Raw genomic sequence first — 13,302 nt, 5'->3', positions numbered from 1 at the left:
CAGGATCGGCGTCATCACCCGGGACCACACCTTCGTTTAGTCGTTTGACGGCGAGATCGGCACCAAAACGTGAGTGCGCTTGCTGTCAAACGCGCGGCCCCGATAACGCTGCCAGAGCAGGAACGAGACGACCTGCGTCGATGCGCATCCATCGGAGAACCGCGGCAACTCGGCGCGACGAGTCATCGGGGCGAAGCCGCTCGCGAGCCGCACCCGCGGTGGGTCGTCGCTGAACAGGATGCGTTGGAACCACCGGAATCGCCTCCGACCGCGATTCACAGCACGGCGACGGGTAGAAATACACCGCTCATCGAGGGCCAGTCGACCGCTTCAGGCACGACGGCGGGGCGTCGGGACCCCGCGGGATCGGGGAATGGAAACCCGAGCGTTCTTGCAGACCAAGACACGCTCTTGCTGGACTACTCAAGCATGGAGCAGATTGTTTCAACGTGACACATCTCGACGAAAAAAGTGTCATTTAAGTGTGCGGCTGCGCAGGGGCCAGAACGCCGCCGTCGTTGGGCTATCGTTTCGAGCCCACCACCACTTTCACGGGGGAGTCAACCGCATGACCGAACAGACGCAACCGCCTGCGATGCCACCAGGCGGGTCCTACCCGCAGGGGAGCTACCAGCCTCAGCCGCCGCCCAAGAAAAAGCACACGCTTCGCAACGTGCTTCTCCTCCTTGTACTCGTATTCGTGCTCTTCATTGGTGGGTGTATTGCTCTCGTGGGCGGCGCTGCCAATGAGGTTGCCAAGGAAATTGACAAGTCAGTTGCGGCGGAGGCCGAGAACGATAAGCCGAAGCCGGTCGTGGAAGGCAAGGCTTTCACCCATGATGGCTTCAACGTTGCATCCGGGTGGACCGTCACTAAGGACGGGCTCGGCGGCGTGACAATCGAGGGCGGGAAGGTGACCAACGACAACGAGGATGCTCGCAGCGCTCTCCTCACGTTTACCTTCTACAAGGGGAAGGAGAACTTGGCCGAGGTCGAGTGCTCGTCCAATGAATTGCAGGCCGGCGAGTCCTCCAAACTGGACTGCGTCTCATTCGACTCCGAGTTCCCGACTGGCTACAAGACCATCAAGGTGGCCGACGCGTTCTAACGTTTAGCCGAAGAGCCGGAGGGGACTCGCGTCCCTTACCGGCTCTTCGTGCAGTTGACTCGCTCTGACACGTCGCCCCTGCGTGCCGGGTTCAGTGGAGGCATCTGGGATGCCCCTGGAACTGTGGAGCCCGGAGGATGGATTCTCAGGCCGCGGTGGATGGTGCCTGTGCTTCGAACTGTACTGGGGAGAGCATTCCCAGGGCAGAGTGTCGTCGCTGTCGGTTGTGCCAGATTTCTTGGTAGTCGAAGATCGCATCGGCCAGCTCGATCCTGGCGCACCAACGTTGGCGGTCCAGGAGCTCAACCGGCGCGCGGGACCAGAATGGCTGTGAGACTTCCCGGCATGCTGCGCGGCAAGGTGGGGGCGGTTGACGTGACCCGACCCGCTGGTGTCCTCGTTAAGAGATATGTCCGTCACTCGCACCGCCGACCTCGATTGCTTGATTACGAGCTTGTCGCTTCGGGTGACCCATCACAGTCCTGCCTCAACTCCTCGGCGGAGTCCCTACCACCTCAATCACGAGCAGAAGGAACCCAATCGCCCACCCCTTGCGAGACACAGCCTCTGACCATGCGGGAAACGCGATCAGGGGCTGCTTCGTTCTCAGGATGCGTCGCAGCGGCTTGCCTCATTCGCCCGTTCGGACGCTCGGAAATCTGTGTCCTGAAGCCTCCAGATCGCAGCCGCTGCACCGAATCCAACGCGGTCCGACTGTTGGGTCGGTAAGACGCGGGCGGAGGTGGCTCGGCGTCGAAGGAGATGGGTGCAACTAAGCGCTGCTGCATACGTGGTAACCGCGATGCAGCCCCTCGAAAATCGATCGTCTGTCAGCTCTGTGGGATCCAAACCTCGGCACTGCCAGGGGCGAGCACCGTTCCGTCCTGGTCCTCGGTCCACACCCGCAGCGTCACGGCCGTGCCATCGCCCGTTGGGGTGACGGTCTCGACGACACCGCACGCGGAGACCACCTGTCCCTGGAGGTTGGGGTTGCGGAACTGGCAGGACAGGCTGCGGATCACACCTTCGCCATCGAGCCAGTCACGCAGCATGTTGTGCAGGTAGGCCCATTGGAGGTTCCCCATACCGAACGCTCCGGGGTACCCGGCTGCCCGTCCAGCGGCGTCGTCCATGTGGATGGGCACGAACTCGTCGTTGACGGCGGCGTACCGGTTCCAGGTCTCGAAGCCGCTGTGACGCTCGAACCGGGGTACCTCGTGTCCGACCTTCACATCTTGGAGCATCCGTCCTCCTAGTAGCGGATCGTGGTGACCCGGTGGGTCTTGACGTGCTGGTCGTGCTGATTCGTCCAGGTGTCCTCGGTGACGGTGAACAGCATGGACCCGTGCTGGCCGACTCGTTCTCGATACTCGGCCAGGACGTTGACCGACGTGATCGTGTCTCCAGCGCGAATGGGTGCGCCGTACTCGGTCTGCATCCCGCCGTTGAGGATGTGGGGGAGCGAAGGGCCGGCGATGCCGAGCGCGCTCTCCATACCCTCGGTGAGGCTGACTGTCGGAGCGTGGGAGGACCAGGCGACCGACCAGGCGAACGGGTTGAAGTCCTCGGGGGCGATCAGTGGGCTGCTCGGGGCGACGAAGCGGGCCGGGGGTGGCTCCGGCCAGTACACAGCGATCGCCCACCGGCGGATGTCAGAGGCGGCGACAGCGTGGCTGACCCGTCTGCCCAGCTCTCGTCCCACGAGGCCGAGCATCTCGTCGGTGATGAGGGTAGTGGTCACGGTCGTCCTCTCAGGCCTGCGGTGGTGTGGGGTTGATGGCCCGGATGGCGACCAGGGCCAGGAGCGAGGTGATCGCGCCGAGCGCGAAGAACAGGGTGTACGCCGTACCAGTGGGCAGGTCGGTGACGGCGGACCCGACCGTCAAGGCCCCGAAGGCCGCGCTGCCGAGACTGGTACCGAGCAGTCGGGCGAGTGCGTTCAGCCCCGTCGCCGCAGCCTGCTGTCCTGCCGGCGTCGCGGCGAGGATCAGCGACGGCATGGCGGCGTACGCGATCGCGGTGCCGCAGGCGATCACCATGGCGCATCCCACGACCTGCCAGAGGGTGTCGTCCAGGAGTACCCGAGCACCGAAGCCCACGGTAAGGATTCCGGTGCCGAGCAGCATGGCGTCCCGGGCACCGCGAAACCTGATGATCCGAGCCGAGACGGGCGACAGGAAGGCCATGGCCAGCCCGCCCGGCAGTTGGTACAAGCCGGCTTCGAGCACCGACATGTCGAACCCGTACCCGGTGGAGCGAGGTGCCTGCAGGACGGCCGTCGTCCCGAGGAAGCTGACGAACAAGCCGAACCCAACGAGGACGGAGGCGGTGTTGGTCAGCGCGATGGTCCGCTGCCTGGCCAACCTGATGTCAACCATCGGAAAGCGTCGGCGCAGCTCGAGCCACACGAACAACGCAGCGGTGAGAATCCCGAGCGCGAAGAGGCCGAGGGTCTCCGGTGCGGTCCAACCCCATTGGGTTCCGCGGCTGAGGGGGACGAGCAGGCTCGTGACGCTGAGCAGCAGCAGAGCACCGCCGGTGATATCGACGGGGAGGGTGCCTCGGCACTGCCGACCTCAGGCACCAAGAGGCGAGTAGCCGCGATCGTCGGGACACCGATGGCGGCGGCGACCCAGAAGAGGGCATGGAAGCCCCAGGCTTGTGAGATCAGACCGGCGAGCGGAAGTCCGATCGCGCCGCCGATGCCCAGCATGGCGCTGACCAGCGCGATGGCCGAGGTCCGTCGCTCTGGGCCGAGCAGCCGGGCGATCAGACTGATCGAGAGCGGGATGGCTGCGGTGGAGATGCCCTGCAGACCACGGCCCAGGATGAGGATGGAGATGTTCGTGGTGAGCGCACAGACAAGCGAGCCGGTGATGAACATGGCCTGCGCGAGCAGGATCATCCGCCGTACGCCGAACTGGTCGCCCAGACGGCCGAGGACCGGGTTGCAGGCAGCTGCCACGACGACGGTGATGGTGACCAGCCAGCTGGCGGTGCTGGCGCTCACCTGCAGAGTTCCGGGCAGCGTCGGCAGCACCGGCACCACGAGTGTCTGCGTCAGCGACACGACCAGGCCACCCATGGCGAGGACTATCGTGACCAGCCTGCCTCGGGTCGACCCGAGCTCGAGCTGACCAGCGGCCCCTGAGGCGGGAACGACGCCCCGGGCCGTGGCCTCCGAGGACATCAGAGATCGGCACCTGCCCGCTGCTCGCGGGCCAGCTGGTGCTTCATGACTTTGCCGGTCTGGGTGTAGGGCAGCTCGGTGCGGAACTCCACCTCCGTAGGGACCTTGAATCGTGCGAGCGCGGTAGCGCACCAGGCCACGACGTCACCCGACGTCAGGTCGGAACCCACGCGCGGGACCACGAACGCCTTTGGCTCCTGCCCGAGCTCAGGGTGCTCGATGCCGATGACCGCGGCATCCTCGACGTCGGGGTGCTCGACGAGCCGGTTCTCGATCTCGATCGGGTAGATGTTCTCGCCGCCGCGCAAGATCATGTCGCTGCGCCTGCTCTCCAGGAAGAGCAGGCCGTTCTCGATCCGGCCGAAGTCACCGGTGCTGTACCAGCGGTCCTCGTCCAGCACGTTCGCGGTGGCGCCAGGGTTGTCCCAGTAACCGAGGAACACCGAAGGCGAGTGGATGTGGATCTCCCCGATCTGTCCCTCAGGAAGGACGGTGCCCATCGCGTCGCGCACCTCGACCTGCGTGGTGGGCTGTGCCGCGCCGACGGACTCGGGAATGTTGAGGAACAGATCACCCCCGGTGATCGTGCCGACCCCGACCGTCTCGCTCATGCCGAACCCGCAGCTCAGCCTGATGCCGGGAAGCTTGGCGTGCATCTCACGGACCAGTTCGGGGGAGAACACCGCCCCTCCGCCGCCGATGGTCATCACCGACGAGATGTCGTAGGACGCCAGGGCAGGATGACGCAGCAGCCGCAGGAACTGCGTGGGCACCCCGGACCAGATGCTGACCCGGTGCTTGCTGGTGAGCTCGAGCCAGGTCTCGGGCTCCCACGCGCCCGGCGACGGAAAGATCAGCTTCGACGGAAACGCCGCGGCTGTGATCAGCGTGGCCACCATGCCGGAGATGTGGAACATCGGACTGGAGAGGATCGTCGCCCCCTGCGGCCTCGGGGTTCCGGCGGGCGCCGGCGGGGATGGTGGTGCCCCCGCCACGGCCATCGCTGCAGAGAGCCGGTTGATCATCGCGAAGTTGATGATGTTGCGGTGCGAGAGCGTGGCGCCCTTGGGACGCCCGGTGGTGCCGCTGGTGAACAGGATGACGGCGGGTGAGTCCTCGTCGAGCGCCGGCGGCGACAGGGGAGGGCCGTGGTACTCCCGAGCCTCATCGAAGAGCTCATCGAGCAGCTTGACCGGGACCTCGCTGGGGACCGAGCCCTGCTCCAGCCGGGCGAGGCGGCGGGCGTCGCCGGTGACCAGGACCGGCTTGCTGAGCTCGATGCCGTACTCGAGCTCAGGAGTCGTCCACCAGCCGTTCAGACTGGAGACGATGGCACCAGAGCTGATGATCGCCCACATGAGGATCGCGTACTCGGCGGAGTTGGCCGCGACGATCGCGACCCGGTCGCCGACACCAACGCTGTACCGCTGCCGGAGCAGGAGAGCCATCGCGTCGACGTCCTGCAGGGTCTGGGCATAGGTCCAGGTGCGGTCGGGAGAGATCAGGAGAGGCAGGTCTGCGGAGGCCGCAACCTGGTCCTCGAGCATCTCTCGCAGGGTGCGAGCACGCTGCTTGAACACGGTGTGGTCGTGTCCGAGCACCGACTCGGTGACGAGCTCGAACGGTGCATCGTCCCCGAGGAGTGCCGCGCGGACGTCCTCGGGGAGGCTCTCCGCTCCTTGCCAGTCAAGATGCGAGGGTCTGGGCTGGGACATGGACGCGATCCATTTCTAGGCGTGGTGCACGGACTGGGTGGGCTGGTGGGCAGGCTGGCTGGTCGGACGCGGGGGTTCCGCTCCCCGGCCCAGCCAGACGTCAACCAGGAAGGCCCAACGGTCCGAGAGGGTGTGCTTGATCGCGGCCACCTCCTCGTGCGAGAGGACGACGTGGTCAGGGTCGGCTTCGATCGCCGGCAGCAGGGAGCGCAGCTCCTCCTCGCCCAGGCCGATCGCGGCCAGGGCTCGGGCGTCGTGCACGGTGTCGAGCTGGTCGGCGAGGTCCGAGCGGGCGAGGAGCACCGCCAGGTCCTCCTCGCCCTCCTCGAGCAGGAGGCCGCACAGGCTTGCCTTGGTGAGCAACATGATGGCCTTCCGTCAGACGGGGCGGCGCGTCGCGAGGAATCTGCCGTTGGTGCTCATGACCTTCTCGCACTCCTCGTCGGTGTAGTTGAAGTTCTTCAAGTCCTTGATGTACGAGGCGGGCTCGGCAAGTCCCTCGACGTGCGGGTAGTCCGAACCCATCAGGATGTGGTCGGGTCCCAGCAGCCGGAGCAGGCTTGCCAGCTCGTCCTCGTAGAAGGGCGCGACCCACAGGTGGCGCTTGAAGGTCTCGCGGGGGTCCTCGGGGAAGAGGTGGGGCACCTGTCCGTAGGTCTTGTGCAGCTTCTCGAAGAGGTGGAAGACCCATGCGGAGCCGACCTCGATCGTGGCGATCCGCAGGTTCGGGAACCGGTGGAAGAGCCCCTGTGCGAGGTGGTTGGCGATGGTGTCCTGCATCGGGTCCGCCGAGATCAGGCTGCGGAAGGCGCTGGCCCGGAAGGCTTCGGTGAACTCGCTCTCGCCCCACGCGGAGAGGTACTTGGTGTAGGGGGTCTCGCCGCTGTGGTAGGCGACGGTGATGCCGGAGTCGTTCGCCAGCTGCCAGAAGGGGTCGAACATCGCGTCAGCGGGGGCCTTCCAGCCTTCGACCGTCATGACGGGTCCAGGCGTCATCACGACGAACCGCGCGTCGCGCTCCAGCGCCCACTCCAACTCCTTCGCGGCACCGGCCGGGTCGGAGAGCGTGATGTACGGAGCGCTGAAGATCCGGCCCTGGTAGGAGAAGCCCCAGTCCTCGTCCATCCAGCGGTTGAAGGCCCGCACGGCTGCCTGGAGTGCCGGGAGGTCGTGGATGAGCGCTTGCTCCATGCCGACGCCCAGGGTCGGCAGCAGCAAGCAGCCATCCATGCCCTGCTGGTCCATCAGGCTGATGCGGGCGTCCCGGTCCCGGTACTCCGGCCGGGTCGGCTCCAGCTCGCCGAACAGCTGGCCCGGGTCGGCGCTCTTGGGGTTGCGACCACGGAAGTACTCGTCCATGACACCGGGGGCGGCTACCGGGTTGAAGGTGGGGTTCGGGATGAACTTGTTGACCTTGCCCCCCACGAGGAGGCGGGTCCTGCCGTCGATCTCGGCCCACTGGATGCCGCGCTTGCGGAGCGCCGGATCCATGTGGCGGGTGAACGCGTCGAGCGCCTCGTAGTAGTGGTTGTCGCAGTCGAAGAACTTGAAGGAGAGTTCGGTCATGGCAATCAAACTAGAACTGAATTCCGGATCTGACAAGAGGTTGGTGGAGTGAATCTTCGACCACGATCCAGACTGGGACCGCGGTGCGCGGATCGGGGTCGAGGCGTCGCGTCCGTGTGGGGTCCTCGTCGAGGTGCTCGGGCCTGGTGTGTCGGGGGCCGACGACGATGTGCGCAACACCCGCCGCCGGAGCTGCGGCCCACAGGGTCCCGCCTCCGGGGGTGGCCGACTCGCACCGGACCAGGAGCCGGCGACCGGGTCCCCATGTGGCGAGCATCCAGTCGGTGCCGGAAGCCTCGACCGCGCCGCCGAGGGTGTCCAGGAGTAGTGCGCGAGCGATGCGCATGTCCGACGTGGTGACCCCGACCCACGCGATCCCCTGCTGTCTCTGCTGGACGGTCGGGAAGCCCGGTGGGGCCGGCGACTCCCCGATCTGGGAGGTCAGCATGGACTCGTCGGCCTCCACCAGCTGGATCAGCGTGCCGAGCGCGCTGGTGCGGGGGTGGAGGAATGCCTCCTGCCAGAACGGGGTGTCGGTGCGTCCGCCCAGGGGCTCGATGCCGAGTCTCCCGACGTCGTCGAGCGCTCGCTCCAGGGAGGGCACCTTGAAGGTGATGTGGTGGGGTCCTGGGCCGTCGCGGTCGATGAACCGGTGCATGAAGCCCTCCTGCGAGCCCGGGGCGATCAGCTCAAGTCGGAATCCATGTTCGTAGACGAGCTGGTACGGGGCGAACGCGCCGGCATCGCCGCCGTGCGACCAGTGGCCGCCCAGCTCGCGGGCAAAGACGTCGTACCCGTCGCTCCAGTCGGCGACGCCGATCGCCAGATGGTCGAGCATGCCTGGTCCTGTCATGGTTCCTCCAAGGCGGTGGGTTCCGTTGTGCCGGAGGGTGAAATGTCGCTCCCGAGGACGGGAGGACCACGCCGACTATTGACGAAACTGTAATCTGGTTTCATAGTCGGTGTCGATGCTTGATGTCGTGAGGCATCCCCGACGCTCAAGGAGGCACCGCATGGCAATGCCCGCCGGAATCCCCGTTATCGACACGATGATCGGGTTCCCTCACGAGGGATTCGCCCAGTACGACTTCATCCGCAAGCAGACCCGCGACAAGGGTTCGGAGGAGATGGAGTTTCCCGCCGAGTACATGTTCAAGCAGGTGCCGAAGGACCTGCCGAGCGGCGACCCGATCTCGGTGACGTTGAAGGAGATGGACAGGTACAACATCGAACGGGGTCTTGTGGGCGTCTCGGACGAGACCTCCCGACTTGCTCTGAAGAAGCACCCCGACCGCTTCATCCCGTCCAGCGACATCAGCGACCCGAATGACATCACCGGATCCGTGCGCCAGCTGCGCCGGGATCACGACGAGTTCGGCATCAAGGCTACGGGCGTCTTTCCTGCTGGCACCTTCCCGCAGGTCGCCATCGACGCCCCACAGATGTATCCGATCTACCAGACGTGCGTCGACCTGGACATCCCGATCTTCTGCACCGCCGGCATTCCGGGTCCCCGCCTGAAGTTCGCGGTCCAGGAGGTGTCACGCATCGACACCGTCATGTACGACTTCCCCGACCTGGTCTTCATCACCCGTCACGGGTGCGAGCCGTGGGAGAAGCTGGCGTGGAAGCTCATGCTCAAGTGGCCGAACCTCTACTACTCCACGTCGGCCTTCGCGCCGAAGCACTATCCGAAGGAGATCATCGACTTCGCCAACACGCGCGGCGCCGACAAGATCATCTACGCCGGCTACTTCCCCATGGGTCTGAGCCTGGAGCGGATCTTCACCGACATGCCCCACGTGCCGTTCAAGGAGGAGGTCTGGCCCAAGTTCCTCAGTGGGAACGCCCGTCGCGTCCTCAAGCTCGACGCGTAGGCGTCCACGGGCGTCGGTGACGCGCGGGCGGGTGCAGTCGCGACAGCGCGTCGCAGCTGCACCCGCCCGCGCGTGGCCACCATCTTCAGAAGGGATCAAGAGTCATGAACGGTGACCCCGGCCACTCGGCCGATTTCCTGCTGCTCCTGCTGCGGTTCACCCTGGCAGTGGTGTTCTTGGCACACGGGTGGAACCACGTGTTCGGCGGGGGCAGGATCCCAGGGACCGCGCGATGGTTCGAGTCGTTGGGCATGCGCCCGGGCCGGCTGCACGCCTGGCTGGCCAGCATCACCGAGCTCGGGGCCGGGGCGCTGCTGCTCCTCGGGCTGCTTACCCCGCTCGCTAGCGCCGCGTTGCTCGGGACCATGGTGGTGGCTCTGGTCACCAACCACTTGAAGAACGGCTTCTTCATCTTCCGGCCGGGTGAGGGCTACGAGTACGTCCTGGTCCTCTCGGTGTGCGCTGTGGTGATCGGGGGATGGGGTGCGGGGGCGTTCTCGCTGGACCACGCGCTCGGCATCCTGGGGGCGGCTGGTGGCAGACCATCGCCACCGCGGCACTGGGTCTGGGCGGGGGAGCACTGCTCCTCGTCATGTTCTGGCGACCCGACCGTACGGCGGTCAGCGCGCCGGCCGGTAGCGCAGCATCGTGATGGCGTGCTGCGGGTAGTCGCAGAACACGGGCTCCATCCTCATCCCCACCTCGAGATCGTGGACCGTGGCGTCCACGATCTCGGTGGTGCAGCGAGGGCCCTCGTCCCACTGCACCACCGCCAGCAGTTGCGGGACATCGTCGGCGAAGTGTGGGGAGACCGGCCGTTCCGCCACGGTGAAGGTGTAGAGCCTGCCCATGCCCGAGATCTCCCGCCACTCGAGGTCATCGACCAGGGTGTGCGGCGAGATCACCCGCGGGTAGAAGACGTACTCGCCCAGCGAGGGGGAGTACTGGATGCGCACCCGGTGTGCTGCCAGTGCGTCCCAGTACGGCTGGCTGGTCGGTGTGGGCACCGGCATGGGCCTCGGCGGACGTGCTGTCATCGTCGTTGCTCCCTCTCGATTGCCATGTCAGTCGCCCTTCAGGACGAGTGCGCCCTGTTCGCCCATGATTCCGCCGTTGCCCGAGACGAAGGCGACCGAGCAGTCGGGCACCTGTGCCGCGCCGGCACGTCCGGTGAGCTGACGGGTCGCATCGCACACGTGGTGCATCCCACCTGCGGAGCCCGCCTGGCCGAACGACAGCTGCCCTCCGCCGGTGTTCGTCGGAAAATCACCGCGGAAGGTCAGGTCGTGATCGCGCACGAACTGCATCCCTTTGCCCTTCTCGCAGAATCCGGCGTCCTCCAGGCTCATCAGGACCGTGATCGTGTAGCAGTCGTAGATCGACACCATGTCGACGTCGCCCCGGGACAACCCGGCCATGGCGAACGCCTGCTCCGCAGCGTGCTTGATGGGGGAGACCAGAAGGTCCTCGGCATAGGTGGGTGTCTTGTAGGGCACCCGTTCCCCAAAGCCCTTGATCCAGACCGGCCGGTTCCGGGACCTCCCAGCCAGCTCGGAGTTCGTCACCAGTACCGCGGCTCCGCCCTGGCACGGCATCACGATCTCCAGCTTGTGCAGCGGGTCGGCGATCAGGGGGCTGGCCAGCACGTCCTCGACGGTGATCGGCTGGCCGTGGAAGACCGCGTCCGGGGTCGCGCAGGCGTTGGTGCGCTGGTCGACGGCAATCTTGGCCATCGCCCGCGGGTCGTAGCCGTACACCTCCCCGTAGAGCCGGGCGATCTGGGCGTAGGGCGCGTTCTGCCCGAGGTTTCCGTAGGGCACCTCGAACTCTGCCTGCGGCGAGCCGAAGAGGTTGCTGGAGGCGCCGAACCAGGACCGCTCCTCGATTCCGGGAATGGGCTTCAGCGGTGAGGCAGGCACGTTCCAGCTGCCGGGGATGACGCACAGCACCGCCTGGCAGATCCCGAGCTCCACCGCGGCCGCGGCGCGCCACACCATGCCCACTGCATTCGCACCGCCGAGGTCGACGATCTCCGCGAAGTTGGCGGGGATGCCCAGGTACTCCGCAACCGTCGACGGCACGAACATGGCCGACTCCCCGAGCTGGCCAGTCACCAGACCATCGACGACCCGGCCGTCCAGTCCGGCATCGGCGACTGCCGCTGCCGCGAGGCGGGCGTACTGCTCGATCGTGAACTCGGCCGGGCCGGCAGGCAGCCGACTCGGAGGCAGTTCGCACATTCCCACAATCGCTGCTTCGCCCCGCAGGCCCATGTCGCGTCGTCTCCCTCAGGTGCCGTTCAGTGGTTCGAGACTAGATTCTAGTTCTCCTAATGTCCAGGCTCTCAACGTGATTGACGTTGCGGTACATCGATGTGGGTCTAGACAGAGGATAGGAATCCTGTTTCACTTCTGGAGACGTGTGATCACCGTCACTTCCAGAGGGAGACAGAGTATGCGTGCTGGGTATAGGACCGTGGCGGCCGTCTTTGCGACGGCGTTGTTGCTCGCTGGTTGCGGAGGCGCGGAGCGGACCACCGCCGACGGAGGCCTCGGGGACGGCGAGGCAGGGGGCAAGGAGCCCACTTCCTCGAGCGCCTGCGAGGGCGTGAGCCTCGAGGCCACCGAGATCGGAGTCACCGAGGACACGATCACGGTGACCATCGGGGCGGACACAGGGTCGCAGGCGATCCCAGGCATGGCCAACGGGTCCCTGGAGGCGATCGAAGCGTGGGCCGACTTGGTCAACGAAGAGGGCGGCTTGGCCTGCCGGCAGATCGAGGTGCGGACCTACGACACGAAGATCGACCCCACCGAGTCGCGCAGCGCCATGCTGGACGCCTGCCAGAACAGCGTCGCCATGGTCGGCAGCTTCATGCTCGCGGTTGCGGACGCCACCGCGGTCGCCGACTGCGTCGACAAGAACGGCGCCAAGACGGGTCTGCCCGACATCCCGGCGGCGATCCTCAACCCGCTGCACGGCTGCAATGAGACGACCTTCCGTTCCGGGCCCGGCAGTGGGGACGCGTGCCCCCCGAAGCAGGGCAAGCGCGACATCGTCCAGGGGCTCGCACTCGGTGAGGCGCTGGAGGAGATCGTGGGCGAGGGAGCAAGCGGCGGGTACATGGTCGCCAACACCTCACCGGTCACCATCGGCTCCGTCATCCCGGCCTGGCGCACGCTGCAGACCGTCCAGGGCTTCACCTCGGACGGCGAGATCGGTTCCAAGGGCACGGACACCCAGAGCCACTACACCCCGCTCATCCAGGACATGAAGGAGGCCGGCTCGACCTTCGGCATCACCTCGGCCACCTTCCCGAGCTTCATCGTGGCGCTGAAGGAGGCCGCAGCGCAGGGGCTGGAGGACGTTCGGTGGGTGTGCCAGACGACCTGCTACGACCCGGCGTTCCCGAAGGCCGCGGGACCGGCCGCGACCGGCGTGGTCGCGATGCTCACCAGCCTGCCCTACGAGGAGGCTTCGGAGAACGAGGAGCTCCAGACGTTCGTGGACCGCGTGAAGACGCACAACACCTTCTCGCAGCCGACCTGGGTCGCCGCTCGTCTCTTCCAGAAGGCGGTGGAGGAGATAGTCGCGTCGGAGGGACCCAACGCGGTCACCCGTGAAGCGATCCTCACGGCGATGAAGGGGATCACGGAGTTCGACAACGATGGGATGGTCGCGCCGTTCAACCCCAATGACGCGGCAATGCCCCCCAAGTGCGTCGTCGCAGTAGAGGTCCAGGAGGACGGCACGTGGCAGCGGGTCTTCCCTGAGGCTGCCGGCACGTTCCACTGCTCCGGCACCGAAACGGTGACCGTCGACCCTGTTGCCGACTTCAAGGGCTGA

The 13,302-nt window shown here is 66.2% G+C and carries 14 protein-coding genes and 1 pseudogene; 4 read left to right on the top strand and 11 right to left on the bottom strand.

Going from position 1 to position 13,302, the window contains the following annotated elements; genetic code table 11:
* The first annotated feature begins 568 nt into the window (after positions 1-568).
* The gene (locus C0R66_RS10785; RefSeq protein ID WP_158648000.1) at positions 569-1,108 is read left to right on the top strand and encodes a hypothetical protein; all 540 of its coding nucleotides are present in this window, start codon (positions 569-571) and stop codon (positions 1,106-1,108) included.
* Between the two features lie 145 nt (positions 1,109-1,253).
* Here C0R66_RS10785 and C0R66_RS19010 read toward each other — a convergent pair whose 3' ends face one another.
* The 9 genes from C0R66_RS19010 to C0R66_RS10740 all read right to left on the bottom strand — a co-directional run bounded on the left by C0R66_RS19010 (position 1,254) and on the right by C0R66_RS10740 (position 8,417).
* Positions 1,254-1,406 (bottom strand): IS3 family transposase, encoded by a 153-nt coding sequence (locus C0R66_RS19010; RefSeq protein WP_101526192.1) that lies wholly within the window; start codon positions 1,404-1,406, stop codon positions 1,254-1,256.
* A gap of 532 nt (positions 1,407-1,938) precedes the next feature.
* Complete coding sequence (locus tag C0R66_RS10775; protein WP_101524702.1) at positions 1,939-2,352, bottom strand: hotdog family protein; 414 nt, start codon at positions 2,350-2,352, stop codon at positions 1,939-1,941.
* 8 nt (positions 2,353-2,360) lie between these two features.
* Positions 2,361-2,849, bottom strand: a complete 489-nt coding sequence (locus C0R66_RS10770) for an FAS1-like dehydratase domain-containing protein (protein ID WP_199286638.1) — start codon at positions 2,847-2,849, stop codon at positions 2,361-2,363.
* Between the two features lie 10 nt (positions 2,850-2,859).
* Positions 2,860-3,537: an MFS transporter gene (locus C0R66_RS10765; protein WP_241901662.1), complete on the bottom strand. Its 678-nt coding sequence runs from the start codon at positions 3,535-3,537 to the stop codon at positions 2,860-2,862.
* Complete coding sequence (locus C0R66_RS10760; RefSeq protein ID WP_158647999.1) at positions 3,444-4,193, bottom strand: MFS transporter; 750 nt, start codon at positions 4,191-4,193, stop codon at positions 3,444-3,446. The genes C0R66_RS10765 and C0R66_RS10760 overlap by 94 nt, the downstream gene beginning before the upstream one ends.
* A 104-nt stretch (positions 4,194-4,297) precedes the next feature.
* Positions 4,298-6,013, bottom strand: coding sequence for a class I adenylate-forming enzyme family protein (locus C0R66_RS10755; protein WP_101524700.1), 1,716 nt, complete (start codon positions 6,011-6,013; stop codon positions 4,298-4,300).
* Positions 6,014-6,028: 15 nt separating this feature from the next.
* Positions 6,029-6,379, bottom strand: a complete 351-nt coding sequence (locus C0R66_RS10750) for a hypothetical protein (RefSeq protein WP_101524699.1) — start codon at positions 6,377-6,379, stop codon at positions 6,029-6,031.
* A gap of 12 nt (positions 6,380-6,391) precedes the next feature.
* Positions 6,392-7,579 (bottom strand): amidohydrolase family protein, encoded by a 1,188-nt coding sequence (locus C0R66_RS10745; protein ID WP_101524698.1) that lies wholly within the window; start codon positions 7,577-7,579, stop codon positions 6,392-6,394.
* A 10-nt stretch (positions 7,580-7,589) separates the two neighbouring features.
* Positions 7,590-8,417 (bottom strand): VOC family protein, encoded by an 828-nt coding sequence (locus C0R66_RS10740; protein ID WP_158647998.1) that lies wholly within the window; start codon positions 8,415-8,417, stop codon positions 7,590-7,592.
* Positions 8,418-8,592: 175 nt separating this feature from the next.
* Between C0R66_RS10740 and C0R66_RS10735 the strand changes: the two genes are divergently transcribed.
* Complete coding sequence (locus C0R66_RS10735) at positions 8,593-9,456, top strand: amidohydrolase family protein (RefSeq protein WP_101524696.1); 864 nt, start codon at positions 8,593-8,595, stop codon at positions 9,454-9,456.
* A gap of 104 nt (positions 9,457-9,560) precedes the next feature.
* A pseudogene (locus C0R66_RS20285) lies at positions 9,561-9,788 on the top strand (DoxX family membrane protein); the annotation flags it as partial.
* A gap of 288 nt (positions 9,789-10,076) precedes the next feature.
* On the opposite strand, the gene C0R66_RS10725 reads toward C0R66_RS20285, so the two are convergent.
* Together C0R66_RS10725 and C0R66_RS10720 are read right to left on the bottom strand one after the other, a co-directional pair.
* Positions 10,077-10,463 carry a Zn-ribbon domain-containing OB-fold protein gene (locus C0R66_RS10725; RefSeq protein WP_241901412.1) on the bottom strand — a complete coding sequence of 129 codons (387 nt, stop codon included), beginning with the start codon at positions 10,461-10,463 and terminating at the stop codon, positions 10,077-10,079.
* Positions 10,464-10,520: 57 nt separating this feature from the next.
* A complete protein-coding gene (locus C0R66_RS10720; RefSeq protein ID WP_199286636.1) occupies positions 10,521-11,696 on the bottom strand; it encodes a thiolase family protein in 1,176 nt (391 codons plus the stop codon).
* A 235-nt stretch (positions 11,697-11,931) separates the two neighbouring features.
* Here C0R66_RS10720 and C0R66_RS10715 point away from each other — a divergent pair, with 235 nt between their 5' ends.
* Positions 11,932-13,302: an ABC transporter substrate-binding protein gene (locus tag C0R66_RS10715; protein ID WP_158647997.1), complete on the top strand. Its 1,371-nt coding sequence runs from the start codon at positions 11,932-11,934 to the stop codon at positions 13,300-13,302.

The organism is Nocardioides houyundeii (assembly GCF_002865585.1).
Classification (GTDB): domain Bacteria; phylum Actinomycetota; class Actinomycetes; order Propionibacteriales; family Nocardioidaceae; genus Nocardioides; species Nocardioides houyundeii.
This window is presented reverse-complemented; position numbering and strand designations above follow the sequence as displayed.

Excerpts from the sequence above, each read along its gene's own strand:
- C0R66_RS10785 (WP_158648000.1), top strand. The coding sequence starts at position 569 with ATGACCGAACAGACGCAACCGCCTGCGATGCCACCAGGCGGGTCCTAC.
- C0R66_RS10775 (WP_101524702.1), bottom strand. The coding sequence starts at position 2,352 with ATGCTCCAAGATGTGAAGGTCGGACACGAGGTACCCCGGTTCGAGCGT.
- C0R66_RS10760 (WP_158647999.1), bottom strand. The coding sequence starts at position 4,193 with ATGGGTGGCCTGGTCGTGTCGCTGACGCAGACACTCGTGGTGCCGGTG.
- C0R66_RS10755 (WP_101524700.1), bottom strand. The coding sequence starts at position 6,013 with ATGTCCCAGCCCAGACCCTCGCATCTTGACTGGCAAGGAGCGGAGAGC.
- C0R66_RS10750 (WP_101524699.1), bottom strand. The coding sequence starts at position 6,379 with ATGTTGCTCACCAAGGCAAGCCTGTGCGGCCTCCTGCTCGAGGAGGGC.
- C0R66_RS10745 (WP_101524698.1), bottom strand. The coding sequence starts at position 7,579 with ATGACCGAACTCTCCTTCAAGTTCTTCGACTGCGACAACCACTACTAC.
- C0R66_RS10740 (WP_158647998.1), bottom strand. The coding sequence starts at position 8,417 with ATGCTCGACCATCTGGCGATCGGCGTCGCCGACTGGAGCGACGGGTAC.
- C0R66_RS10735 (WP_101524696.1), top strand. The coding sequence starts at position 8,593 with ATGGCAATGCCCGCCGGAATCCCCGTTATCGACACGATGATCGGGTTC.
- C0R66_RS10720 (WP_199286636.1), bottom strand. The coding sequence starts at position 11,696 with ATGTGCGAACTGCCTCCGAGTCGGCTGCCTGCCGGCCCGGCCGAGTTC.